Source organism: Sphingomonas taxi, assembly GCF_000764535.1.
GTDB lineage: Bacteria > Pseudomonadota > Alphaproteobacteria > Sphingomonadales > Sphingomonadaceae > Sphingomonas > Sphingomonas taxi.
The window spans coordinates 1571333-1596042 of the sequence record NZ_CP009571.1 but is presented as its reverse complement, the minus strand read 5'-3'; the positions used below and the strand labels follow the sequence as shown (position 1 = coordinate 1596042).

The 24710-nt window shown below is 67.5% G+C and carries 20 protein-coding genes; 13 read left to right on the top strand and 7 right to left on the bottom strand.

The annotated features are described in order from the left end of the window. Nucleotides 1–7 precede the first annotated feature (7 nt). Nucleotides 8–667: a DUF1989 domain-containing protein gene (locus MC45_RS07150; RefSeq protein ID WP_052075551.1), complete on the top strand. Its 660-nt coding sequence runs from the start codon at nt 8–10 to the stop codon at nt 665–667. Then, nucleotides 664–870: a ComEA family DNA-binding protein gene (locus MC45_RS07145; RefSeq protein ID WP_038661271.1), complete on the top strand. Its 207-nt coding sequence runs from the start codon at nt 664–666 to the stop codon at nt 868–870. The genes MC45_RS07150 and MC45_RS07145 overlap by 4 nt, the downstream gene beginning before the upstream one ends. A gap of 96 nt (nt 871–966) precedes the next feature. Here the strand turns inward: MC45_RS07145 and MC45_RS07140 are convergent, their stop codons facing one another. After that, nucleotides 967–4419 carry a TonB-dependent receptor gene (locus MC45_RS07140; protein ID WP_038661268.1) on the bottom strand — a complete coding sequence of 1151 codons (3453 nt, stop codon included), beginning with the start codon at nt 4417–4419 and terminating at the stop codon, nt 967–969. 363 nt (nt 4420–4782) lie between these two features. Between MC45_RS07140 and MC45_RS07135 the strand changes: the two genes are divergently transcribed. From MC45_RS07135 to MC45_RS07115, 5 genes are read left to right on the top strand one after another with little or no spacing between them, the layout of a single operon-like run. Continuing rightward, on the top strand, nt 4783–6240 hold the full coding sequence (locus MC45_RS07135; RefSeq protein WP_245640866.1) for a tryptophan halogenase family protein: 1458 nt from the start codon (nt 4783–4785) through the stop codon (nt 6238–6240). Next, entirely contained in the window at nt 6216–7721 is a 1506-nt protein-coding gene (locus tag MC45_RS07130) for a tryptophan 7-halogenase (protein WP_081974364.1), read from the top strand. Before MC45_RS07135 ends, MC45_RS07130 begins: the two co-directional genes overlap by 25 nt. Beyond that, nucleotides 7718–9322, top strand: a complete 1605-nt coding sequence (locus MC45_RS07125; protein ID WP_038661262.1) for a tryptophan halogenase family protein — start codon at nt 7718–7720, stop codon at nt 9320–9322. Before MC45_RS07130 ends, MC45_RS07125 begins: the two co-directional genes overlap by 4 nt. Continuing rightward, a complete protein-coding gene (locus MC45_RS07120) occupies nt 9319–10845 on the top strand; it encodes a tryptophan halogenase family protein (protein WP_038661259.1) in 1527 nt (508 codons plus the stop codon). Before MC45_RS07125 ends, MC45_RS07120 begins: the two co-directional genes overlap by 4 nt. Continuing rightward, a complete protein-coding gene (locus MC45_RS07115; RefSeq protein WP_038661257.1) occupies nt 10842–11852 on the top strand; it encodes a cupin-like domain-containing protein in 1011 nt (336 codons plus the stop codon). The genes MC45_RS07120 and MC45_RS07115 overlap by 4 nt, the downstream gene beginning before the upstream one ends. A gap of 12 nt (nt 11853–11864) precedes the next feature. On the opposite strand, the gene MC45_RS07110 is transcribed toward MC45_RS07115, so the two are convergent. Further along, nucleotides 11865–12878, bottom strand: coding sequence for a cupin-like domain-containing protein (locus MC45_RS07110; RefSeq protein WP_038661254.1), 1014 nt, complete (start codon nt 12876–12878; stop codon nt 11865–11867). 196 nt (nt 12879–13074) lie between these two features. Here MC45_RS07110 and MC45_RS07105 point away from each other — a divergent pair, with 196 nt between their 5' ends. Then, nucleotides 13075–13596, top strand: a complete 522-nt coding sequence (locus MC45_RS07105) for a hypothetical protein (RefSeq protein WP_156143791.1) — start codon at nt 13075–13077, stop codon at nt 13594–13596. An 11-nt stretch (nt 13597–13607) separates the two neighbouring features. Here the strand turns inward: MC45_RS07105 and MC45_RS07100 are convergent, their stop codons facing one another. After that, nucleotides 13608–14807, bottom strand: a complete 1200-nt coding sequence (locus MC45_RS07100; protein ID WP_038661248.1) for a helix-turn-helix transcriptional regulator — start codon at nt 14805–14807, stop codon at nt 13608–13610. A 294-nt stretch (nt 14808–15101) separates the two neighbouring features. Here MC45_RS07100 and MC45_RS19785 point away from each other — a divergent pair, with 294 nt between their 5' ends. The 5 genes from MC45_RS19785 to MC45_RS07075 all read left to right on the top strand — a co-directional run bounded on the left by MC45_RS19785 (nt 15102) and on the right by MC45_RS07075 (nt 20008). Further along, nucleotides 15102–16811 (top strand): beta strand repeat-containing protein, encoded by a 1710-nt coding sequence (locus tag MC45_RS19785; protein ID WP_245640865.1) that lies wholly within the window; start codon nt 15102–15104, stop codon nt 16809–16811. A 65-nt stretch (nt 16812–16876) separates the two neighbouring features. Continuing rightward, nucleotides 16877–17230, top strand: a complete 354-nt coding sequence (locus MC45_RS07090) for a hypothetical protein (protein WP_038661244.1) — start codon at nt 16877–16879, stop codon at nt 17228–17230. Continuing rightward, on the top strand, nt 17230–17925 hold the full coding sequence (locus tag MC45_RS07085; protein WP_038666736.1) for a C39 family peptidase: 696 nt from the start codon (nt 17230–17232) through the stop codon (nt 17923–17925). The genes MC45_RS07090 and MC45_RS07085 overlap by 1 nt, the downstream gene beginning before the upstream one ends. A 1-nt stretch (nt 17926) precedes the next feature. After that, nucleotides 17927–18634, top strand: coding sequence for a hypothetical protein (locus tag MC45_RS07080; RefSeq protein ID WP_038661241.1), 708 nt, complete (start codon nt 17927–17929; stop codon nt 18632–18634). Between the two features lie 30 nt (nt 18635–18664). Next, complete coding sequence (locus MC45_RS07075; RefSeq protein WP_038661238.1) at nt 18665–20008, top strand: transporter; 1344 nt, start codon at nt 18665–18667, stop codon at nt 20006–20008. Nucleotides 20009–20021: 13 nt separating this feature from the next. On the opposite strand, the gene MC45_RS07070 is transcribed toward MC45_RS07075, so the two are convergent. The 4 genes from MC45_RS07070 to MC45_RS07055 form a co-directional block, all read right to left on the bottom strand. Continuing rightward, nucleotides 20022–21650 carry a histidine kinase famiy protein gene (locus MC45_RS07070; RefSeq protein ID WP_038661236.1) on the bottom strand — a complete coding sequence of 543 codons (1629 nt, stop codon included), beginning with the start codon at nt 21648–21650 and terminating at the stop codon, nt 20022–20024. Nucleotides 21651–21751: 101 nt separating this feature from the next. Continuing rightward, nucleotides 21752–22510 (bottom strand): phosphoadenylyl-sulfate reductase, encoded by a 759-nt coding sequence (locus MC45_RS07065; protein ID WP_038661233.1) that lies wholly within the window; start codon nt 22508–22510, stop codon nt 21752–21754. Beyond that, nucleotides 22503–22934, bottom strand: a complete 432-nt coding sequence (locus MC45_RS07060) for a DUF934 domain-containing protein (protein ID WP_038661230.1) — start codon at nt 22932–22934, stop codon at nt 22503–22505. The genes MC45_RS07065 and MC45_RS07060 overlap by 8 nt, the downstream gene beginning before the upstream one ends. Continuing rightward, entirely contained in the window at nt 22927–24558 is a 1632-nt protein-coding gene (locus tag MC45_RS07055; protein ID WP_038661228.1) for a nitrite/sulfite reductase, read from the bottom strand. The genes MC45_RS07060 and MC45_RS07055 overlap by 8 nt, the downstream gene beginning before the upstream one ends. Between the last annotated feature and the right edge of the window lie 152 nt (nt 24559–24710).

Genomic DNA, 24710 nt, shown 5'->3' with positions numbered 1-24710 from the left:
TCATCCATTGGCCGATCGAACCGTCGAGATCCCGGAGCGGAGCGGCGACGCGTTTCGGCTCGCGAAAGGGCAGATCCTCACGGTGATCGATCCGCGCGGCTGCCAGGTCGCCGATCTCCTCGCCTTCCGGGCCGACGATCTGGGTGAGGTGCTGTCGTCGGGCCGGACGCTCGATTACGCCGAGACGATCCGCCTGACCACGGGACATACGCTCTACTCCAATCGATCGAATGCGATGCTGGAGATCGTGGCAGATACGGTCGGCGTGCACGATTTCCTGCTGACGCCGTGCTCCTATGCGACGTTCGACCATTTCTATCCCGAACTCCCCCGGCACCGGGGATGTTTCGGCAATCTGGCCGCGGCGCTCGCGCCGTTCGGCGTGACGCCGGATCAGATCCCGGTCGCGTTCAATTGCTTCATGAACGTGCCGATCGATGCGGCGACCGGCAAGCTCTCGGTCCTGCCACCGATCAGCAAGGCCGGCGACAGCATCAGCTTCGTCGCGCAGATGGATCTGGTGATCGGTCTCACCGCCTGCTCGGCGCCGGCGTCGAACGGCGGATCGTTCAAGCCGATCCATTATGTCGTCCAGGATCAGGCGCCGGGCGGCCCGTCGCACGAAAGCGGTGCGACACTTCCGTCAGGGGAGCGGGCAGACCTATGAACGCCACATCCCCCATCGACATCAACACGGCGACCTCCGACGCGCTGGATGCGATCCCCGCGCTGAAGGGCCACGGTTTCGAGATCGCGCGCTATCGCGACGATCGCGGCGGGTTCAGCGATCTTCGTCAACTGGCGGAGGTGCCGGGCATGGCGCACGTCGCGGAGAGTCTCGGCGACGCGGTGACGATCGGCAACGGCTGACCGTCCAAGCGGGACGGCGAGCTGTCACGAATCGGACAGCCGCCCCACCCCATCGGCGAACAGAAGGGGAGGGGCGGCTGCGTCAAGTGCCGACCGTCAGTAATTGGCGCGCAGGATGATGGAATACCGACGATCGTTCGTGAAATAGGATCGCGGCGCCAGATCGTTGGATCCGGCTTTATACGCCTGCAGAAGCTTGGTGGTCGTATTCGTCAGGTTCACCCCCTGAACGCCGAGCTTGATGTACTTGTTGATATTGATGAACGCCGAGGCGTCGAGCTGCCCGGTCGAGTCGTTGAAGATCGACGTATAGGGGAAGATCACGTCGGCTGCGGTCAGCAGGAACCGCGAACGCCAATTGTAGGCGGCGCGTAACGAGATCGGTCCCTTTTCGTAGAAGGCCGTGGCGTTAAAGTTGTGCTTCGACAATCCTTCCAGCGGCAGATTGCCCTTGGCGACGGTCGACCCGGACGACGGTGTCCCACCGTTCAGGAAGGAATTGGGAAGGCCCGAACTGTCGATGAACGTATAGTTGCCGTTAAAGCCAAGGCCATTGAGGAAGCCGGGCAGGAAGTCGAACGTCTGTTGATAGGCGACCTCGAAGCCCCTGATCTTGCCCTTGCCGGCGTAATTTGCCGGACCACGCGCCTGGATGTTCTGCGTGATGCCATTGTTGGTGATCGAGCGATTGACCAGCGACTGATAGAAGAAACCGTCGACGGTCTTGTAGAAGGCGTCGACCGACAACTGGCCGACGCGGGCGAAATACCATTCCGCGGTCGCGTCGAACTGCCACGCCGTGGCCGGCTTCAGGTAAGGATTGCCGGCGTTGATCGTGACGGTGCCCGAACCCGGCTCCAGGGCATAGGTCACATAGGGGCGGATGTTGGCGAAGTCCGGACGCGTCAGCACCTTCGATCCCGCGAGGCGGATGACCACGTCGCGCGTTACCCCCACCTTGAGGTTCGCGCTCGGCAGGAAATAGCCGTAGCTGTTGGTGAAGAACGCGGGTTGCGACGCATAGCCGGCGGTGGCGAACGACCGCAGCCGCTCATATTCGGTCGCGCCCAGGTTGCAGACGCCACCCGGTTGCGTGACCTGGACGGTGCCGTCCGGCAAGGTTCGCGACGTCGCGACGCAGCGGGTGGCATAGGGATCGACCACGCCCAGTTCGCTGCGATTGGGTACCGCCGTTTCGGACTGGGAATTGACCGTCGTGCGGACGTAGCGCAGCCCGACGTTACCCGACACGCGGATGTTGCCGAACAGCGGATCCTTGCTGCCGAACTGCAGCATCGCATAGGCCGAGCTGTCCTGTTGCGTAACGTTCGACACTTCCGAGGGGAGGAACGACGTTCCCGGGATCGCGCCGGCACGCTGGCCCGCGGCCAGGAACCGGTTCGTCGCGGTGGCGCCGTTGGTGTTGCGCCAGATGTCGTTCTGCGTCTGGAAGAAGCTGGTCGCCGAATTGTAGCCGTTGATCAGGTCGCCGTTGTAATAATAAGCGCTCGGCGGAGCACTGGTCTTGCCCCGGAAGAAATTGTCGAAATTGTACAACGACGATCGGCTGGTGTCGCCCTGGTTGAAGGTGACCGGCGCACCCGACCAGATCTCGCTGATCGCGCCCCAATTGTATGCCGTGTAGCGTACGTCCTGCGTCCGCTCGGCATAACGTGCGCCGAATTTGATCCGGTTCAGGAAATTGCCGTCGTCGAACTTGTAGGCGAAATCGCCCTTGATCTGATATTCCGAGCCGACGCTGTGCTCGATGTGGTCCATCGCCGCGCGCCAGAACTGGAAGTCGCGGCTCTGGAAATACTGGCTGTCGGTCGCGGCGGCGAGCGCCGGGTTGGGCGTCGCCCAATTGGCGGCAAGCGTCAGCGGCTTGTGCGGAACGACGATCGGCAGATTGCCGGTCAGGTCGAGTTCGGAATCGGCGAAGGTCGAGCCGAACACGCTGAGATCGGTCACGTCGTGCTTGGCATAGGTATAGTCGACGTCGAGCCCGATCGACCAATGATCGTCCGGATTGATCTTCAGGTTGAAGCCGGCATCCTTGACGAGGTTCTCGTCATAGACCTGCCGCCGCGACAGCGACTGCTGCGTGCCGCCGGTCGGCACGGTGGTGGTCGCCGTTCCGCTCGACGCGGTCCGCCAGCCGGCGCCAGGGAGGGTGACGAAGCCGCTCTGGAACAGCCCGTTGCTGTCATAGGTGAAATTGGGATAGGCGCCGCCGGCCGGATTGTAGCCGTTGCCGCGCTGGTTCGCGCCGAACTGGAACTGGCCTGCGCCATTGAGCTGGCATTCCGCGCGCGTCGTCGCATTGCCGGCGCCGTTGATCGGCCCGTTGCTGTTCTGCTGACAGCCGGCCGGATAGGTGCTGTATTCCGACAGATCCGGCGCGGTCTCGAACGTATGTTCGCCCCAGGCATTGGTGGAATGGGTACGCAGGAACTGAGCGGTGAAGGTGGTGCGCTCGTCGGTGCTTTCCCACTGGACGGCCAGCGCCTGACCATCGCGCTTGCGATCATAGTCCTGGCTGCGGAACTGGCCACCGATCGGGGCATAAGCGATGCCGGTGGGGTCGGCGAAGCCGTCCGCGCCCGCCGTACCGGTGGCGCCGCAGACGTTCGCCGGGTTGGGGAAGGCCGCGCCGCCGACGCCGTTGATCGTGCCGGGCGGCAGCGTGAAGGCATCGGTACTGCCGGGGAGCTGGTTGCGGCAGGTCACTGTCGTGTTGGTTCCGGTACCGGTCGCCGCCTGGACGCCGTCGCGGGTCTGGAAATTGGTGACCTGGATGCCGTCGGCTCGGCTCTTCAGCCGCGAATAGGATCCGTTGACGAGGATGCCGAACCGGCCGATCGGCGTGTCCCAGGTATCCGAGACGAGCAGCGAGCCGGTCGGCGCCCACTTCTTCGCGAAGTCGCCGTAATTCGCCTCGAGGCCGCCACCGATGTGGAAGCCCTTGTTGTCGAAGGGCTTGCGCGTGTTGAGATTGACCGTGCCGGCGAGCCCGCCCTCGATCAGATCGGCCGTGGCGTTCTTGTAGACCTCGACCGAGCCGAGCAGTTCGGAGGGCACGTCGGCGAAGTTGATCGCCTGACCGCCGATGCCGGCGGAGAAGGTGTCGCGGCCGTTGAATTCCGAGCGGACGAAGTTGAGGCCGCGGACGTTGACGCCCGAGCCCTCGACCGAGAAATGGTCCGGATCGTTGTTGCCGGCAAAGCGGTTGATCGACACGCCGGGCACGCGTTGCAGCGCCTCGGTCACCGAGCGATCGGGGAGCGCGCCGATGTCCTGCGCCGTGATCGCGTCGACGACGGTGTCGGAATTGCGCTTGATCGTCTGTGCGTTGGCGAGGCTCTGCCGGATGCCGGTGACGACGATGTCGTTCTCGCCCGCCTCGTCGCGGGCATCGGCTCCCCCGCTCTGCGGTGCGGCGGGATCGCCACCCGGCACGTTGGTCGACGTCGCCGCCCCCGCGGTGTTCTGGCCGCTGGCGGCACCGGTCTGTGCATAAGCGGGTACGCCGAGTGCGAATACGCACATCGCGGTAGCCGAAACGCTGCTGAGAATAGCCCGGCTACGAGTCCGGGTACGAACCACGCGCGCAAGCTGCCTATCGTCGGCCATCATAACATCCCCAACTGTCTTCCCTATCGATGTCTCGGCACGGCAGACCGTGCGGCATCTTGGAACTTCAGGTACGACCGGAAAATGCTCAAGGCAAGCCAATTTGTTTGCGCTACCACGAACTTCCGGATTGCGGGCGAAAGACGGTTCCCGGGCACCCAAATTCCGGTATGACGCGGACAAGGGCGGAGGAAATTACCGCGCTGGTCATGGGCAGAGTGGATGGAACGGGCGGAGCGGCAGCGGGTAGTGGTCGTCGGAGGGGGGACATCCGGCTGGATGGCCGCCACCGCGCTCGCCAAGCTGTTGCCCAGCCGATGCACCGTTGCGCTGATCGAATCGGAAGCCATTGGAATCATTGGGGTTGGGGAAGCAACCCTGCCGCATATCCGGGCCTTCAACGAGCGCCTCGGCATCGTCGAAGCCGAGTTCATGGCGGCGACGCGCGCCACCTTCAAACTGGGTATTGAGTTTCGCGACTGGGGGCGGGTCGGGGACAGCTACATCCATCCCTTCGGCACGTTCGGACGCGGCAGCGGCGAGGTGCAGTTCCACCATTATTACACCCGCCTGCTACGCGCCGGCGTGCCGCTGCCGCCGATCGAGCATTATTCGATGGCCTGTTCGCTGGCGCGGGCCAACCGCTTCGGCCAGCCGGCACGCGACCCGCAGCAGATCGCTTCGACCTTCGGGTATGCCTATCAATTCGACGCGGTCGCCTTCGCGCCCTATCTGCGGCGCATCGCCGAGGGGCTCGGCGTCCGCCGTACCGAGGGCAAGGTCGTCGCGGTGGAACGCGATGCGCAGAGCGGCGACGTCACCGCGCTCGTGCTCGCGGATGGGCGACGCGTCGAGGGTGATCTGTTCGTCGACTGTTCGGGCTTCGCCGCCTTGCTGATCGGTCAGGAACTTGCAGAGCCGTTCGAGGACTGGTCGCGCTGGCTGCCGGCCGACCGTGCCGTCGCGATGCCGTGCCGGACCGCGACGGCGGTGACGCCGTACACCAGCGCGATCGCGATGCCCTCCGGCTGGCGCTGGCGTATCCCGCTGCAGCACCGCACCGGCAACGGCTATGTCTTCGCCAGCGACTTCCTGTCCGAAGGCGCCGCGACCGACGCCCTGCTCGCCGCGGTGGAGGGCACGCCGCTCGCCGATCCGCGCGTCCTGCGGTTCAAGGCCGGACGACGCGCGCGCAGCTGGGTGAACAACGTCGTCGCGGTCGGCCTCGCGTCGGGATTTCTCGAGCCGCTGGAATCGACGAGCCTCTATCTGGTCCAGCAGGCGATCACCGCGCTGATCGAACTGTTCCCTGAGAAACGCATCGCGCCGGTCGATCGCGACGAGTTCAACCGCCTGATCAACATGGAATATGATCGCGTCCGCGATTTTCTGATCCTGCATTATCACGCGACCGAGCGCGACAATTCGCCGTTCTGGACCTACGTCCGGACGATGCCGATCCCGGACAGCCTTGCGGAGAAGATGGCGTTGTTCAGGCGCCGTGGCCGCGTCGTCAAATATCGCGAGGGCGCGTTCCTCGATGCCAGCTGGGTATCCGTCTATCTCGGGCAGCGCGTCGTTCCGACGGGCGCAGACCCGCGGGCGGCGGCACCGTCCACCGACAGCCTCGTCGCGGGGCTCGAACGGATGCGGGGCGAGATCGCCGCGGCGGTCGGCGCGATGCCGGCGCATGCCGCCTTTCTCGCCGATTATTGTCCGATGCCGGCCGCCGCGTGACGCCGCTCGACGCGCCCATCACGCGCATCGCGGTTGTCGGCGGCGGGATCGTCGGCTGGTCGGCGGCGGTGGCGCTGCGCCGGCGCGTGCCCGGCGTGGCGGTGACGATCGTCGCGACGCCGCCGCCGCCCGACGCGCTCGCGGATCGCATCGCGCAGACGCTGCCGTCGACGATCGGCTTCCACGACGACCTCGGCCTGAGCGAGGACGATGCGGTGTTGCGCGCCGGCGGCGTATGGCGGCTGGGCAGCGCGTTCGAGGGCTGGGCCGGGGATCTGCCGGCCTATGTCCATGCTTATGGGCCGTGTGGCCAGCCGTTCGGAACCGCCTCTTTCCACCATCACTGGCTGCGCGCGGCGCGGGCGGGGACCGCGGCGCCGTTCGAGGCGCATGCACCCGCGGCGATGCTGGCGCGGGCCGGGCGGATGCCGATCCCGCCGGCGGGAATCGTCGCGGAGGTGCAGGCGGCGGTGATGCTGGACGTGCCGCGCTATCGGGCAATGCTGGAGGCGTTCGCGCGGCATCTGGGGGTCGAGGTGCGCGATGGCGAGGTCGCCACGGTGCGACGGCGCGGCGACGACGGGTTCGTCGACGCGCTGCTGCTGACGGACGGCACGGTGGTAAGTGCGGATCTGTTCGTCGACGCCTCCGGTCCCCGCGCGACCGTACGCGGCGCGATCGACGATGTCCGGGAGGACTGGCAGCGCTGGCTGCGGTGCGACCGGCTGGTCACGGCGGATGGGCCGCCGGAGCGAATGACCGCGCTGGATCAGGTCCATGCCACGCCGGCCGGCTGGCGCTGGCGCACGCCGACGGTGGACCGGACGTCGCATGGCCTTTGCTACGCGGGCGCCTTCCTGGCCGAGGCCGACGCGCAAGAGGCGCTGGCGACGGCGGGCGCGACGGCGATCGCGCCGGCGGTCGCCTTCCGTCAGGGCACCCGGCCAGAGCCGTGGGCGCACAATTGCGTGGCGGTCGGCGATGCCGCGACGGTGATCGAACCGCTCGACTTCACCAACCTGCATCTCGCCCATAGCGCGATCGACCGGATCGTCGCGATGCTGCCGGGCCGCGCCTGCCATCCGCTGGAGATCGCCGATTACAACCGGCAGGCGCAGGCGGAGGTGGGGCGCGTGCGCGACTTCGTGCTCTGTCACTATGCCACGGCGCAGCGCTCCGAACCGTTCTGGCGCGATTTGGCGGCGCTTCCGGACAGCCTCGCCCGGACGCTGGCGGCGTTTCGGGAGCGTGGCCGCCTGCCGTTCTTCGAGGAGGAGACCTTCTCGCGCGACGATTGGCTGACGGTGCTGATCGGGCAGGGGACGATGCCGCGCCGCATCGATCCGCTGATCGAGACGACCGACGCCGCCGACAGCGATCGCGCCATGGCGGCCTATCGCGCGGCGATCGGCCAGGCGGTGTCGCGATGTCCCGATCTCGACGCGTATTTTTACTCACAGCGGAAACGGCTCGGCAGATGAACGAACATACGATCCGCAGCGTGGTCATCCTCGGCGGGGGGACGGCGGGCTGGATGGCGGCGGCGGCGATGGCACGCTTCCTCAACAACGGCGTCACGCGCGTCACGCTGATCGAGTCCGAGGAGATCGGTACGGTCGGCGTCGGCGAGGCGACGATCCCGCCGCTGCGCACCTTCAACAGCATGCTCGGCATCGACGAGCATGCGTTCATCCGCGAGACCGGCGGCACCTACAAGCTGGGGATCGAATTCGTCGGCTGGGGCGACATCGGCGAGCGCTATTTCCATCCGTTCGGCGCGCACGGCCACGACCTCGGCGGGGTGCACTTCCACCAGCTCTATCTGCGCGAGCGGCAGCGGCGGGTGCTGCCTGATATCTCCGCCTGGTCGATGAGCGCGGTCGCGGCGCAGGCCGGCAAGTTCGCACCCCCGGCACCGCAGGCGCAATCGGCGGTCAAGGACCTGTTCTACGCCTATCACTTCGACGCGGTGCGCTACGCCGGCTTCCTGCGCCGCTTCGCCGAACGCAACGGGGTGCAGCGGATCGAGGGCAAGGTCGTCGCGGTGGCGCAGCGGCCCGAGGACGGTCATGTCACCGCGCTCAAGCTGGACGACGGGCAGACCGTCGGCGGCGACCTGTTCATCGATTGCTCCGGCTTCCGCGGCGTTCTGATCGAGGAGACGCTGGAGACCGGCTATGAGGATTGGCGGCACTGGCTGCCGTGCGATCGTGCCGTCGCGGTGCCGAGCGCCTATAGCGGCGATCCCGATCCGTTCACCCGCGCTACCGCGCGCGGATCGGGCTGGCAGTGGCGGATTCCGTTGCAACAGCGCATGGGCAACGGGCTCGTCTATTGCAGCGACTTCCAGCAAGCCGATGATGCCGAGCGCGAATTGCTAGCCAATCTGGAGGGCGCACCGCTTGCGGCGCCGCGTCATCTCGCCTTCACCACCGGTCGCCGCAAGCTGGCGTGGAACCGCAACGTCGTCGCTTTGGGGCTGGCGAGCGGCTTCATCGAGCCGCTCGAATCGACCTCGATCCACCTCGTCCAGTCCGGCATCGCGCGGCTGATCGCGCTGTTCCCCGACCGGCGCTTCGATCCGGTCGAGCGCGACGAATATAACGCGCAGATGCACGAGCTGTATGCCGACGTCCGCGACTTCGTCATCCTCCATTACAAGGCGACGCGGCGCCGCGACACGCCGTTCTGGGATCGCTGCCGCACGATGGACATCCCCGACAGCCTCGCGCGCAAGATCGCGCTGTTCCGCGGCAAGGGGCGGGTGTTCCGCGAGAACCGCGAGCTGTTCGCGACGACGAGCTGGGTCAGCGTGTGCCTGGGCCAGGACATCGTGCCGCAGGAGTATGAGCCGGCGGTCGACGCACTCGACGAAGAGCGGGTCGCCGGCGCGCTGGAGGAAATGCGCCGCGAGTATCTCGACATCGCCGGTCGTCTGCCGAGCCATGGCGACTTCCTCCGCCATATCTCCGGCCAGCCTGCCGCGCCAGCGGTCGCACCAGCGGCGCCGGCCGCAGCCGCCGGCCCGACCTTTTCGTTCGCATCGGAATCGCCGTTCGATTTCTCGGCGGACCCGCTGTGAGGGACGATGCGATCCGCCGCGTCGTGATCGTCGGCGGCGGCACCGCGGGATGGATGGCGGCGGCGGCGATGTCGCGCGTCCTCGGCGAGATGCCCGGGCTGACGATCGAACTGATCGAATCGGACGAGATCGGCACCGTCGGCGTCGGCGAGGCGACGATCCCGCAGATCGTCCTGTTCAACAAGATGCTCGGCCTCGACGAGGCGCAGTTCATGCGCGAGACGCGCGCGACCTACAAGCTCGGCATCGAGTTCGTCGACTGGGTCCGTCCCGGCCACCGCTACGTCCACCCGTTCGGCAGCTACGGGCTCGACATGAAGGGGATCGAGTTCCACCATTTCTGGCTGAAGGGGCAGGCGCTCGGCGATACCACGCCGCTCGACGCCTATTCGCTGGCGATCGTCGCCGGCCTGCAGGGGCGGTTCGGCCATCCGCGTCCGGATCAGCCGGGATCGCCGCTGTCGAAGCTGAGCTATGCCTTCCAGTTCGATGCCGGCCTGTACGCGCAGCTCCTGCGGCGGCTGGCGGAGGCGAACGGCGTGCGCCGTATCGAGGGGCGGATCGTCGCGGCCGAACGCGACGGCGAGACCGGCCATGTCAGCGCGGTAGCGCTCGCCGCGGGCACGCGGGTCGCTGGCGACCTGTTCATCGATTGCTCGGGCTTTCGCGGTTTGCTGATCGAAGGCGAGATGCAGGCCGGGTTCGAGGACTGGAGCGCATGGCTGCCCTGCGACCGCGCGGTGGCGGTGCCCTGCGCGCACGGCGGCGACCGGCAGCCGCTCACCCGCTCGACGGCGCGTGCGGCGGGGTGGCAGTGGCGCATTCCGCTGCAGCATCGCATCGGCAACGGCTATGTCTATGCCAGCGACTATCTGTCCGACGACGAGGCGGCCGCGACATTGCTCGCCAATCTCGACGGCGCGCCGCTGGCCGATCCCCGCTTCCTGCGCTTTACCGCCGGCCATCGCCGCCGTGCCTGGGTCGGCAACGTCGTCGCGCTGGGACTGGCCGGCGGGTTCCTCGAACCGCTGGAATCGACGAGCATCCACCTCGTCCAGTCGGCGATCGCGCGGCTGCTGACCTATTGGCCGACGCGCCGTTTCGACCGGGTCGAGATCGACAAGTTCAACGCCGCGCACGTCGCCGACTATCTCGACATCCGCGATTTTCTCGTCCTCCATTATAAGGCGACGCAGCGTCGCGACACCGCCTTCTGGGATTATTGCCGCATGCTGGCACCGCCGCCGGGACTCGCCGAGAAACTCGCCGTCTTCGCCGCCAACGGCCGGGTCTTCCGTGAGCACGACGAACTGTTCACCGAAACGAGCTGGCTGTCGGTGATGGTCGGGCAGGGCGTGGCGGCGGGCGGATATCATCCCGCCGCCGATCTGCTGTCGGATGCCGAGACGCTGTCGCGGCTCAATCATATCCGGCGCGTGGTCGAGGAGACGGCGCATCTGCTGCCGCGGCAGGACGAGCTGCTGGCACATTACGGCTGCGCGATGACGGGCGTCGCCGCATGACCGCGCAGGCGCTGCCCGAGATCGCCAACGTCGACCGGCGCACCTTCGACAATGAAATCCGCCCCGCCGGCCGGCCCGTGGTGCTGCGGCAGGTCGGGCGCGACTGGCCCGCGGTGCAGGCCGCGCAGCGTTCGGCGGAGGAGGGCGTCGCCTATCTCCAGCGGTTCAGCCACGGCGAACCGGTCGCCGCGATCCTCGGCGAACCATCGATCGGCGGCCGGTTCTTCTACAACGACGATCTCACCGGGATGAACTTCGTGCGCGGGCAGACGCCGCTCGACCCGTTCCTCGCGCGACTGCTGCGCGATCGGGATCGCAGCGAGCCCTTCGCGATGGCGGTCCAGTCGGTGCCGCTGCCCACCTTGCTGCCGGGGTTCGCCGAGGCGAATGCGACGGATCTGGTCGCACCGGACGTGGTGCCGCGGATCTGGCTGGGCAATGCGATCCGCGTCGCGACGCATTACGACCTCATGGAGAATATCGGCGTGGTGGTGATGGGGCGGCGACGCTTCACGCTGTTTCCGCCGGATCAGGTCGCCAATCTGTACATGGGGCCGCTGGAGCTGACGCCGGCGGGCACGCCGGTCAGCCTCGTCGATCCCGACGCGCCGGATCTCGCGCGCTTCCCGCGCTTCGCCGACGCCGCCAAGGTCGCCCAGACCGCGACGCTGGCGCCGGGCGATGCGATCTACATCCCGTTCCACTGGTGGCATGCCGTCGAGTCGCTCGATCCGGTCAATGCCTTCGTCAACTACTGGTGGAATGCGGCGCCGGCCGAGCTGGGCAATCCCTATGACGCGCTGCTCCACGCGCTACTGGCGATCGCCCCGCTGCCGGCGGATCAGCGCGACGCGTTCCGCGCCGTCTTCGACCATCTGGTGTTCCGCGGACAAAGCGATCCGGCCGCGCATCTGCCGGATGCGGCGAAGGGCGTGCTGGGACCGATCGACGCGACCACCGCGGCCCGCATCCGCGCGACGTTGCGCGACGGCCTCGCCCGGCCGTAACCGCAGGCAGGCCTAGCGCTTGCCGCCGAGCAAGCGGACGAGGAAGTCGCGCAGCCGCTCGGTGCGGGCGGGGCTTGCCGCGGCGAGGATGCCGCGCGCCGCGACGGGGAGATGGTCGCCGACTTCGTCGGCACCGTCCGCAAAGACATAATGGTCGAACCATCCCCGCCACGCGTGGCGCTGCGCCGGCGGAAGATCGCGCACCGCCATCAGCGCGTGGACCAGCGCGCCGAAGGGCGATGCCGCCTGCGCGTCGCCCCACCAGTAATTCACCAGCACGTTGAGCGGGTCGAGCGCCGCGACGTGGTGCCACCAGATCGCCGGCACGAAGATCGCATCGCCCGGTCCGAGTTCCGCGACCTGTGCGTGTGCCAGCGCCGCGGCGAACCGCGGATAGCGGGCAAGATCGGGGTTTTCCGGATCGACCATGCTCGACGGCGGTCCGGCCATCGTATGGTCGAGCGGGCCGACGTAGAGGTTGGCGATCTGGTCGGGGGGGAACAGGGTGAACCGCCGCCGCCCGTGGACGACGCAGGCGATGTTGCTCGATTCGTCGTAATGCGTGGCGACGCGGGTCGCGTTGCCGATCCACAGCCGCGCGGGCGCATCGCCGGTCGGCAGGCCGAGGTGGTTCTCCGCGTCCCAGCCCGGCAGATGCTCAGGCGCCGTCGCCGCGTTGGCGTAGAGCGCGTGGGCATCGACGGCGCCGTCTTCGCTGTAGCGGACGAGCTGACCGAGCAACTGCCGCAACGCGACCTTCTGCCGCTGGAAGTTGAAGCCGGTCAAATCGTCGTTGTAGAAGAAACGTCCGGCGATCTCCGGCGCGCCGATCATCACGTCGAGCGTCTGCCCGCCCTCGAATGCGGCGAGATAGGTCGCCATCGCGCGATCGCCGCCGCGCCCGGCGCGCACCGCCGCCCACGCGTCGACCTGCCCGCGCAGCACTACCGGCACATAGCCCCCCGCGATCTCTCGTGCGAAGGTCGCGGCGTCTACCGCAGGGCGCTCGATGACGGCCGATGTCATCCCCGGTGGCTTTCCATGTCTCTTGCCTCTCGATGGGTGGCGCCGTGCATGTGGGTAGAGGGCCTGCTTCAAAACAAATGAAGCGTGATTTCCGATTGTTACCGGTCTGCCGCAGCCATGGAATTGTCAAGCGCGCGCCGCGCCGCTTGTGGACAAAAGGGGTACATATGGTTAACGGCCGCGGATGGCGGCATCCTTGTTTCTCCTTCTCGCGGTGGTGTTCGCGTTTACCGGCGGCAATGGGCCGTGGGTCATGATCGCGACGATCGTGCTGGCGGCTGCGGCGGGGACGCGGCTGCCCGACCTCGACACGCCGCTGCGGCTGCGGCATCGCAGTGCGCTGACCCACGGTATCCTGCCGCTGGCGGTCGCGCTGCTCGATCATCGGACGTGGCCGGTGGCGGCCGGGCTGGGGTTCGGGATCGGCGTCCATCTCGCGGCGGACCTGTTTCCGGGCACGATGCGGGGCTATGCGACGATCAAGCTGCCCCTGTGGGGCGCGATCGGTGTGGTGCCGTCCTATCTGTGGATCGCGATCAATGCGGCCGCCAATCTGGTCGGCGGAATCGTCGTGCTGGAGCGGATCGCGACGCAGCGGGTGGTCGCCGGCGCGCTGGCGGCGACGGGCGTGCTCGGCGCGGCCTATCTGCTGCGCGCGCAGGGCGGGTGGCCGGCGCTGGCGATGCTGGCACTGCTCGGCTGGCTGATGACGCGATAGCGCGGCGGCGATCAGCGCAGGCGGGCGTGGTCGCGGTGCGCGGTCCGGATGAGATTGCTGAAGATCAGGCGGACGAGATCGACCTGCCGGTTGCTGCCGGTCTTGACGAACACCTGCTTGAGATAGCCGCGCGCGGTGCTGACCTTGACGTGGAGCGATTGCGCCGCCGCCGCCAGCGTCTGGCCCGAGGCGAGCAGGCAGGCGAGTTCGGTCTCGACCCGCGACAGGCGGAACAGCTTGCAGACGGGCTCGGCGAGCTGGTGGATGTCGAGACCGGGATCGACGAAGAACAGCAGCGCGCCGCCTTCGTCGGGCGCGTCCGCTGCGCGTGGCGTGCAGACGAACGACGTCACCAGCGGCGGGCCATGGTCGCGGTGCAGCATCAGCAGCGACATCGGCGCGAGCGCCGCGGTCGTTCCGGCATGCGCCAGCACATGGCCGACCGCGGTGGAGAAAGCGCCGGCGTCGCTGCGGTGCGTCGCCTGCACCTGGCCGCGATGTTCGCGGATGCCGTCCTGCCGGTCCATCAGCAGCCGTGCCGCATCGTTAGCGAAAGCGATCTGGCCGTCGCCGGAGAGCAGCACGATGCCGATCGCGACCAGGTTCAGCCCGGCGCTGACCCCCTCCGCGACGCGTCGCTCGAGCCGCGTCGATTGCCACAGGCGCAGATAGGCGGAGACGCTGGGCCATTCGCGCAGCGACGCGCGCTCGATGGCGATGCGCCGGTGCTCGTCGACCGCCGCGAAGAGCAGATTGACGAATAGGGCGGCGTGGCCCGGCGTGTGCGGGACCGGGATCACCAGCGCGGCGGCGTCGTGCGGCGGCGCCAGCTGCTCGCACCAGACCGGCGCCGGCAGGCGGCGATCCGCCACCGAGTCGATCCGCTCGGCGATGCGCAGCAGCGATGCGACGAAGGCGTCGCCGAGGCCGGCGGCGGCAAGGCAGCTCGGCACGCCCTGGCGCGGCGAGCCGGTCAGCGCCCAGCCGTCGGCCCCGAGCGCACGCGCGAAATGACCGACGACCAGGGCGATATCGTCGGCCGCAGAGGTCGGCTGGTCATCGGTATCCAGAACGATGCGGGCGATACGATCGGCGACCGGCGCCGGTCCCGTCGTAGAATATAGCGCGCCCTGCTCATCGTACGGCGGCAGCCCGTCGCTGCATATGGCGGCCGTACGGAAGAGCAGGGGCAGATGTCTGTCTGCCGCCACCGGACCATCTCTCCCTGCGTCGACCCGTTCGACTCCCGTCGGGTCTCTCTTTGCACGCCTACTCGTCGCTCAGTCTTGCAACATAGGATAACCTGTTTTGAAACAACGACAATAGGGGGAATTCACCCCCCATTTGGGGGTAAAGGCAGCCCCCAGATGAATGGGGAATTGGCCCGCAAAGGGGGGTAATCGTGAACGCAGCATTAACTCTATGAGTCGGTCCGGCTCGGTCAGCAGCAGCGTTGCCGGGCTTAGAGGATCGCCGGGGGTACCGGCCAACAAGGGATGCCTGCCATGAAATCGCGCCTTCTGATCGCCGCATCACTTCCCGTCTTGGCATGGACCGCATCGGTCCAGGCCCAGACGACCCAGCCGGGCTCGACCTATTCCACCACCACGACCAACACCGGCACCGCGGCCGGCGGCGACGCGGCGAACGGCTCGTACAATGCCGACAATTCGCGGGTCGACACCAACAGCTCGACCAACACCGATGCGTCCAACCGCTCGCTGACCTATGCGTATACGTCGAACAAGGCGGTGACCGACAATTCGGTGCTCACCCACAGCGACACTGATACCAACAGTTCGGTCAACGACAGCAACAACACCGCGACCAACACCGACGCGTCGGACCGGTCGACGAGCTGGACCGACGGATCGAACCGGTCGACGACCAACACCGACAATTCGGACCGCTCCACGACGAACACGGACGGATCGAACCGGTCGACGACCGCCACCGACAATTCGAACCGCTCGACGACGAACACCGACGCATCGAATCGCTCGACGACCAGCACCAACAATTCGATGAACGACAGCAACAACACGGCGACCAACACCGCCACCGACGCCTCGAACCGTTCGACGACGTGGACGGATGGGTCGAATCGCTCGACGACCAACACCGACAATTCGAACCGGTCGCAGACCTCGACCGACAGCAGCGGCGCTTCGGGCGCGCAGGTCGCCGCCAACAACGGCAGCACCGCCACCGACAGTCGCAACCAGTCGGTGACCAGCACCGACAATGCCGACCGGTCGTACACCGACAATTCGGATCGCTCGACCACGACGCACACCAGCACCACCAATTCGGCGGCGAGCGGCGCGCAGGTCGCGGCGAACAACGGCGCCAGCGCGTCGGACAATCGCAACCAGTCGGTGACCAACACCGACAATGCCGATCGGTCGTACACCTATAACGACAATGCCGATCGCTCGACGGTGAATACCGACAATTCCGATCGTTCGACCAGCAACACGACGCGCAATTCGTCCGCCTCGGGTGCCCAGGTCGCCTCGAACGGCAGCGGCTCGGCGACCGACAGCCGCGATCAATCCGACAATTCGCACACGTCGAATACGACGACCAACACCACCACCAACACCGACAATTCGGATCGTTCGACCAATACCTCGACCAGCAGCGCGTCGGGCGCACAGGTCGCCTCCAACGGCAGCGGCTCGGCGACCGACAGCCGCAACCAGTCGACGACCGACAATTCCGACCGGTCGAACCGCTCGCAGAACAGCTCGGCGACCGGCGCGCAGGTCGCGGCGAGCAACGGCGACGCCACCGACAGCCGCAACCAGTCGACCAACGACAATTCGGATCGCTCCAGCCGCAACTCCGCGCGCAACGAGGGCAGCGGCTCGGTCGCGACCGGTGGTGACGCCAGCTATGCCGACAGTTCGTCGCGCAGCACCGGCTATGCCACGGCCGGCACCGGCGCCGCGTCGACCTCGAACGTGTTCGGCGCCAGCGCGGTCGTCTCGTCGGCGACGCTGGCCAGCTACGTCACCGGCGTCCGCGTCGATTACAACCAGACGCCGGGTGGCGCGAGCGGCGCGGTCGACAACAGCCTGACCACCGGCGACGGCGCGTTCCAGAACCTCGCCGGGCTGCAGTCGCTCAACATGAACACCGGGGCGGGCGCATCGCAGAACTCGGCGGTCAACGTCAGCGTCTCGGCCGGGTCGATCAACCTCGGTCAATAAGCCGCACGGCGGAAGGGGTGGCGGTGTCACCCCTTCCTTCCATCGATCGATTGGGAGACCGAGCCATGCGTATTCTCTTCATCGGTGCCACGCTGCTGGCGGTCGCGACGCCCGCCATCGCCGCGGCACAGGCCGTCCCGTCGGTGCCGGCGGCCAGCCCGTTCGAAGCGGCGGATGCGGTCGACGATACCGCGCTCAACGCGGTCACCGGCCAATCCGACCTGTCGCAGGTGATCCGCGCGCAGAACACCGGCGTGGTCAGCGGCAACAGCGTCAACGGCCATTCCGAGACCGGCACGATCAGCTTCGATTCCAGCGCGTTCCAGAACCTCAACGGCCTGTCGCTGCTCAGTGCGAACACCGGCAACAACGTGTCGATCAATTCGTCGCTGAACGTGAACGTCGCGATCAACCAATGATGCGTGCGGCGGTGGTCCTGGCGCTGGCGACGATGGTGGCGGGATGCACCGGCATGCCGCTGCCCGAAGGCGGTAACGGCGTGAACTTCTCGCCGACGCTCAACTTCGCCACGCCGGTGACCAGCCTGATCGGGCGCCGGTTCGAAACGGTCGTGCGCCAGCAATATGACTTCAGCTGCGGCTCGGCGGCGCTGGCGACGCTGCTGCGCTATCATTACGACGATCCGCAGAGCGAGCAGAGCGTCTTCCTCGGCATGTTCCGCGACGGCGACCAGGCGCAGATCCGGCGGCTGGGCTTTTCGCTGCTCGACATGAAACGCTATCTGGCGGCGCGCGGGATCGCCGCGGACGGCTTCAAGGTCAGCGTCGAACAGATCGCCAAGGCGGGGATTCCCGGCGTCGCGCTGATCAACTTCGACGGGTATCGCCACTTCGTCGTGGTCAAGGGGATTGACGACCAGACGCTGCTGCTCGGCGATCCCTCGCTCGGGCTGCGGCGCGAGACCATCCGCCGTTTCGCGAAACAGTGGAACGGGGTGTTCTTCGTGCTGAGCGGCCGCAACGCGATCGGCCGATCGCATTTCAACATGGCCGCCGACCTGGTCCGCGCGCCGCACGGCCGCCCCTTCCTCAGCGCTGATCCGCTGGAGAGCGCGCAGCTCGCGCTCACCCGCCCGCAATTGGGAGAGTTCTGACATGCCGATCGCCTTGCTGATCGCCGCGGCGCTCGCCGGCGCCGCCGGGCCGGACGACGACCCGCCCGCGGTTCCCGATGCGGAGCTGGCGACGATGCGCGGCGGACTGCTGCTGCCCAACGGGCTGAACGTCGCGATCGGCATCGACATCCAGACGCGGATCGACGGCGTGCTCGCGCTCCACACCATCTATTCGAGCGAAGGGCCGAACGCCGGGGTGCGCGTCTATACCGACGGGACGACCAGCCCCAGCGCGGCGCCCGGCACCGTCACCGTCGCGACCGGAGATCCCGACTGGCCGACCGTTTCGGTCTCGCGGACGCCGACCGGGACCACGGTGACCGCGCCGGGATCGGACACGCCGGCCAGCGTCAACATCGTCGCCGGTCCCGCGACCGGCTGGCTGGATGCCGCGGGCCAGACGCTGGTGCCGGTGACCGCCAACGGCCCGGCGGTGACGGCGAGTTCGGGTAGCGTGCGGCTGACCAGCGACGATCGCGGGACGCAGGTCGCGCTCGTCACTCCGGCGACCGAGATCCGCCATCTCGTCGGCCAGGCGACCGGCGCGGTCATCGCGAACACCGGCAACGACCGCGCGATCGACACGGTCAGCACGATCAACGTCAATCTGGTCGGCCTGCCGGTCGCGCTGATGAACGGCGTGCTGCTGGTCAACCGGATCGCCGCGGATGCCGCCGGACAGCGCTGAACGACAACGACCTAGAGGGAATCACCATCGATGCGACCGGCCGTCTGCCATGCCTTCCTTCCACTCGGCCTGATCGCACTGCCGGCATCGGCCCAACAGACGGTATCCCCCGCCGCCGCGGCCGTGCCTGCTGCCGCCGACGGCACCGAGGATCTGCGCCGCACCCTGGCCAGCGAACGGCAGGAACTGGAGCGGCAACAGCGGGCGCTCGACGAACAGCGCGCCCGTATCGACCGGCTCGAAGCGCGCCTGTCCGGGCGGAGCGAGCCCGATCGTGCGGTCGCGCAGACCGCGCTGCCCCCGGGCGGCGTGCCGCTGCCCGCCTCGCCACCGCCCGCGCCGCCGCGCGCCGCCGCCGCCCCGGGAACGCAGGTGCAGACGGTCGGCGAGGCGCCGTCCGACCAGCGGCAGGTGCAGGTCGCGGTGCTCGCCGAACAGGGCGGCATCATCACCAAGGCGGGGCGTGCCACCGTCGAGGTCAATTTCGAATATGCCCGGGCCGATCGCAACCAGGTGGTGTTCCGCGGCGTGCAGATCCCGGAGGCGGTGCTGATCGGCGTCTTCGACATCAACGAGAGCCGGCAGGACGTGCTCACCGTCGGCACGGTCGGGCGGCTGGGGCTGACCAGCCGGCTGGAGATCAACGGCCGGCTGCCGTTCGTCTATCGTTCGGACAAATCGGTGCTGGCGCCGGTCGCCAACCCGAGCCAGCCCAATGCCGGGCAGCTCGATCGGCCGGTGAGCGGCGCCAATATCGGCGATATCGACTTCGGCCTGCGCTATCAGATCACCGACGGGCGCGACGGTGCGCCCTATCTGATCGCCGGCGTCCAGGCGGTGGCGCCGACCGGCACCGATCCGTTCAAGGTGCCGCGCGACGCGCTCGGCAATGCACTGAAGGGGGCGACCGGCGCCGGCTTCTGGGGCGTGACGCCGAACCTGACCGCGATCCTGCCGACCGATCCCGCCGTGCTGTTCGCGACGCTCGGCTATACCTATAATTTCGCCCGCGACATCAACCGGCAGATCGGCGCCGCCTATATCGAGCGCGTCGCGCCCGGCAACCAGCCGTCGGCCAGCGCGGGGATCGCGATTGCGCTCAATCCGCGGACGTCGATCAGCTTCGGCTATGCGCAGACCTGGGCGTTGGGCACCAAGACGCGGGTGCGTGCGCTGAACCAGACGACGCAGGCATTGGGCGAGGCGATGACCGCGGAAAGCCGCGACCTGCAGATCGGCCGGCTGCTCTTCGGCGTGAGCTACCGCACCTCGCCCTCGACGACGCTCAACTGGAACGTCGAGGTCGGCGCGACCGATGACGCCGCCGACGTCCGCACGACGCTGCGCATCCCGTTTACCTTCACCGCATATTGATCGACGCGGCGGGTCAGCCGACGCCGGTGGGGCCGTCGATGACGCGGCGGACCTTGGTGGCCAGCTCGCTGCGCTTGTAGGGCTTCTGGATCAGCTCGAATTCGGCGCCGCGCGCATCGACGCGTTCGATCGACGATTCGGCATAGCCGGTGGTGAGCAGCACGCGCATCCGCGGGCGACGACGCTTGACCTCGCGGGCGAGCATCACGCCGTTCATCCCGCCGGGCATGATGAGGTCGCTGAACAACAGGTCGATCGTCCCGGCGCCGTCGAGCAGCTCCAGCGCCGCATCGGCATTGTCGGCACGCAGCACCGAATAGCCGAAATCGGTCAGCACCGCCTCGGCATAGTCGCCGACATCGGCCTGATCCTCGACCAGCAGCACCGTCTCGTTGCCGCGCTTGTCGGCGAGCGGGCGCGACGGCTGCGATCCCTGCGGTTCGACCGCGGCGGCCTCGCACGGGAACAGCATCCGTACGGTGGTGCCGTGGCCTTCCTCCGAATAGAGCCGCAACGAGCCGCCCGATTGCTTCATGAAGCCATAGACCATCGACAGGCCCAGCCCGGTGCCCTTGCCCTGATCCTTGGTCGTGAAGAACGGTTCGGTGACGCGGGCGAGGATCTCCGGCGACATGCCGGTGCCCTGGTCGGCGATCGTCAGCATGACGTATTCGCCCGGTTCGAGCTCGCCGAAGCCCTTGTCGCCCGCCTCGATCGTCCGGTTGCTCGCCTCGATCGTGATCGTGCCGCCGTCGGGCATCGCATCGCGCGCGTTGAGCAGGATGTTGATCACCGCCAGCTCGGCCTGTGTGGGGTCGATCCGGGCGTTGCAGATGCCGGCGCCGCGGTGAATGTCGACGGTGATCGCGCCGCCCGCGGTGCGCTCGATCAGCGGCTGCAACTGGTCGAGCAGATCGTCGAGGTTGACGACGCGGCCCTGCAGCTTCTGCTTGCGCGAGAAGGCGAGCAATTGCTGGGTGAGCGACGCGCCGCGCTCCGCCGCCTGCATCACCGCGCGCATCGAGCGGGCCGCCTTCTTGCGATCGAACTCGCCGTCGCGCTCCAGGTTGTTCAGGATGATGTCGCCGAAGCCTTGGATCACGGTCAGCAGGTTGTTGAAGTCGTGCGCGACCCCGCCGGTGAGCTGGCCGACCGCCTCCATCTTCTGCGCCTGGCGCAGCGCATCCTCGGCGTCGCGGCGGCGGGTGACGTCGAGCTGCGAGGCGAAGAAATAGACCAGCTCGCCATCGGCGTCGAACACCGGCGACATGAACAGCGCATTCCAGAAGGCGGCGCCGTTCTTCTTGTAATTGAGGATCTCGACCGAGGTCTCGTGTCGCTGCTCGATCGCGCGGCGCAGGTCCGCGACCGTCTCCGGGTCGGTGTCCGGCCCCTGCAACAGGCGGCAGTTGCGCCCGAGCAGCTCGTCGAGGCCGTAACCGGTCATGTTTATGAAGGCGGGATTGGCGAAGACGATGGGGTTGTCGTGCTGATGCGGGTCGGTCACGATCATCGGCATCCGCGTCGTCGACACCGCCGCGAAGAAGATGCCGTTCTTGTCGTCGCCCATGTCATGGTTGACGAGGCTTTGCAGATGCGGCGGTGGACCACCCCGTGGTTTTTCCGGCGTACCGTCAGCCATGACGTTCCAAGCGCTAGAGTAAGGCTTGGCCGCGTGGCACCGCCGATCGTGCGGGAAAACCCACTTGGGTTACAGTTGTTCCCAGTTCGGGATGATCCGGATCAGAACGCCGGGTCGTCGCCGGGCAGCGTCGAGACGTGGATGCCGCATTCCACCTTGTCCCAGCCGCGCCAGCGACCAGCGCGCGGGTCTTCGCCGGGCTTGACCTTGCTGGTGCACGGCGCGCAGCCGATCGACAGATAGCCCTGCGCCTCCAGCGGGTGACGAGGCAGATCGTGCTCCTCGAAATAGGCGTCGAGCTGGCTCTTCGACCAGTCGGCGAGCGGATTGAGCTTGAGCCGGCCCTCGTCCTCCTCGAAGCGCGGCAGCGCGGTGCGGGTGCCCGCCTGGAAGCCCTTGCGGCCCGAGATCCACGCGTCGAACGGCGCCAGCGCGCGGCGCAGCGGCTCGACCTTGCGGATCTCGCAGCAGCCGTCGGGGTCATAGGACCAGCGCATGCCGGTCGCATCCTTCAGCCCGAGCATACGCGGATCGGGGCGGAAGACGCGCAGGTCGGTGAGGCCGAGCCTCTCCGAAAGCTCGTCGCGATAGGCGAGGGTTTCGCCGAACATCTTCTGCGTGTTGGTGAAGACGACCGGCACGTCCTTGTCGATGCTCGCCACCATGTGCAGCAGCACCGCCGACTCGGCGCCATAGGACGAGACGGAGGCGATGCGGCCGGCGAGTTCGCCGGTCAGCAACGCGCGCAGCATGTCCGCGGCGGGGACGCCGGCGAAGCGGATCTGCATCGCCGCGGCATCCGCCGTGGTGAAGGGCGGCGCGACGTCCATCACGTCGAGCGCGCGGGCGGGCTCACCCATGACGCAGCTTCCACACCGGCACCACCGCATCGGCGGCGGGCTGGTAGCGATAGTCGTAGCGGTCGAGGCTGCGTTGCAGCGTGTCGGCGTCGATCGGGGCTTCGGGTGCGAAGCTGTCGAAGCCGCAACGGCGCATCAGCGGCAATTGGTCGACGAGCACGTCGCCCGCGGCGCGCAGCTCGCCGGTATAGCCGGCCTCGCGCAGCACCCGCGCGGCGCTATAGCCGCGGCCGTCGCGAAACGAGGGGAAACTGACCTCGACCAGCGCGAGCTGGCCGAGCTGCGGCAGCAGGGCGCGCGCGTCCTCACCGGATTCGAGGCGGACCGCGGTGGCGTTGCTCTGGCCGAGGAAGGCGTCGAGCGTCACCGCGGGCTCGTCGTGCGGCTCGTCGTCGCGGAAGCGGAGCAGGGCTGCATCAACCATAGATCGCCTCCTTGAAGGGTTCGAAGCCGATGCGGCGATAGGTGTCGAGGAAGCGCTCGCCGGGCTCGCGTGTCGCGAGATAGCGGGCGGTGACGCGCTCGATCGCGTTGACGACGCCATCCTCGGAGAAGCCGGGACCGGTGATCTTGGCGAGGCTGACGTCCTCCGCGCCCGAGCCGCCGAGCGAGAGCTGGTAGTTTTCGGTGCCCTTCTTGTCGACGCCGAGGATGCCGATGTGGCCGGCGTGGTGGTGGCCGCAGGCGTTGATGCAGCCCGAGATCTTGAGCTTCAGTTCGCCGAGGTCGCGCTGGCGGTCGCGGTCGGCGAAGCGCGCCGCGATCTTCTGCGCCAGCGGGATCGAGCGGGCGTTGGCGAGGCTGCAATAATCGAGGCCCGGGCAGGCGATGATGTCGGTGATGAGGTCGAGATTGGGCTCGGCGAGACCGGTGTCCGAGAGGCGCCGCCAAACTTCACTAAGGTCGCGCATAGCGACGTGCGGCAGGACGATGTTCTGCGCGTGCGTTACGCGTAACTCGTTGAAAGAGAACCTTTCTCCCAGTTCGGCGAGCAGTTCGATCTGGTCGGCGGTGGCGTCGCCGGGGATGCCGCCGGCGGGCTTCAGGCTGACGTTGACGATCGCATAGCCGGCCTGCTTGTGCGCGGCGACGTTCTGGTCGAGCCAGACCGCGAAGTCGGGATCGCTGCGGTCGATCTCGGTCGGCGCGTCCGCGTCGAAGGCGGGGGCGGCGAACATCGCGGTGATCCGGTCGAGCTCGGCGCGGGGCGGATCGATGCCGAGCTGCTTGACCGCGAGGAACTCCTCCTCGACCTGGCGGCGATATTCGTCGGCGCCGATCTCGTGGAGCAGGATCTTGATCCGCGCCTTGTAGATATTGTCGCGGCGGCCGTAGCGATTGTACACGCGTAGGCATGCCTCGAGATAGCTCATCAGATCGTCCGAGCCGACGAAGTCGCGGACGAGATGGCTGATCATCGGGGTCCGGCCCATGCCGCCGCCGACATAGATCGCCGCGCCCAGTTCGCCGTCGCGCCGGACGAGCCGGATGCCGATGTCGTGGAGGCGCATCGCCGCACGATCCTCTTCCGCGGCGATCACCGCGAATTTGAACTTGCGCGGCAGGTAGCTGAATTCGGGGTGGAAGGTGCTCCACTGGCGGATCAGCTCGGCCCACGGGCGGGGATCGGCGACCTCGTCCGCGGCGGCGCCGGCGTACTGGTCGGCGCTGATGTTGCGGATGCAATTGCCGCTGGTCTGGATCGCATGCATCTCGACCGTCGCGAGGCGGGCGAGGATGTCGGGCGTGTCGGCGAGCTTGATCCAGTTGAACTGGAGGTTCTGGCGCGTGGTGAAATGGCCGTAGCCGCGGTCGTAATCGCGCGCGATGCTGCCGAGCATCCGCATCTGGCGGCCGTCGAGCGTGCCATAGGGGATGGCGACGCGCAGCATATAGGCGTGGAGCTGCAGATAGAGGCCGTTCATCAGCCGTAACGGCTTGAACTGGTCCTCGGTGAGCTGGCCCGACAGGCGGCGCTCTACCTGGTCGCGGAACTCGTCGACGCGGGCATCGACGATCGCCTGGTCGTATTGGTCGTATTTATACATGATCGGCTTTCCGGCCTGCGTGCGTGGCGAAGGCTGTTGGGTTCGCGTGAAGACGCGAAGACGCGAAGAGAAGACGGTTTTGGTTCGCTCGGGCGCGCGGGGGCGCGGACATGGCGTTCGTGCAGTGGCGCGGGGCGGCAGACAGAAGGTTT

Bases quoted from the DNA above. Each gene is read 5' to 3' on its own strand.
- MC45_RS07145 (WP_038661271.1), top strand. From the start codon at position 664: ATGAACGCCACATCCCCCATCGACATCAACACGGCGACCTCCGACGCG.
- MC45_RS07140 (WP_038661268.1), bottom strand. From the start codon at position 4,419: ATGTGCGTATTCGCACTCGGCGTACCCGCTTATGCACAGACCGGTGCC.
- MC45_RS07135 (WP_245640866.1), top strand. From the start codon at position 4,783: ATGGCCGCCACCGCGCTCGCCAAGCTGTTGCCCAGCCGATGCACCGTT.
- MC45_RS07125 (WP_038661262.1), top strand. From the start codon at position 7,718: ATGAACGAACATACGATCCGCAGCGTGGTCATCCTCGGCGGGGGGACG.
- MC45_RS07115 (WP_038661257.1), top strand. From the start codon at position 10,842: ATGACCGCGCAGGCGCTGCCCGAGATCGCCAACGTCGACCGGCGCACC.
- MC45_RS07110 (WP_038661254.1), bottom strand. From the start codon at position 12,878: ATGACATCGGCCGTCATCGAGCGCCCTGCGGTAGACGCCGCGACCTTC.
- MC45_RS19785 (WP_245640865.1), top strand. From the start codon at position 15,102: ATGAAATCGCGCCTTCTGATCGCCGCATCACTTCCCGTCTTGGCATGG.
- MC45_RS07090 (WP_038661244.1), top strand. From the start codon at position 16,877: ATGCGTATTCTCTTCATCGGTGCCACGCTGCTGGCGGTCGCGACGCCC.
- MC45_RS07085 (WP_038666736.1), top strand. From the start codon at position 17,230: ATGCGTGCGGCGGTGGTCCTGGCGCTGGCGACGATGGTGGCGGGATGC.
- MC45_RS07080 (WP_038661241.1), top strand. From the start codon at position 17,927: ATGCCGATCGCCTTGCTGATCGCCGCGGCGCTCGCCGGCGCCGCCGGG.
- MC45_RS07075 (WP_038661238.1), top strand. From the start codon at position 18,665: ATGCGACCGGCCGTCTGCCATGCCTTCCTTCCACTCGGCCTGATCGCA.
- MC45_RS07070 (WP_038661236.1), bottom strand. From the start codon at position 21,650: ATGGCTGACGGTACGCCGGAAAAACCACGGGGTGGTCCACCGCCGCAT.
- MC45_RS07065 (WP_038661233.1), bottom strand. From the start codon at position 22,510: ATGGGTGAGCCCGCCCGCGCGCTCGACGTGATGGACGTCGCGCCGCCC.
- MC45_RS07060 (WP_038661230.1), bottom strand. From the start codon at position 22,934: ATGGTTGATGCAGCCCTGCTCCGCTTCCGCGACGACGAGCCGCACGAC.
- MC45_RS07055 (WP_038661228.1), bottom strand. From the start codon at position 24,558: ATGTATAAATACGACCAATACGACCAGGCGATCGTCGATGCCCGCGTC.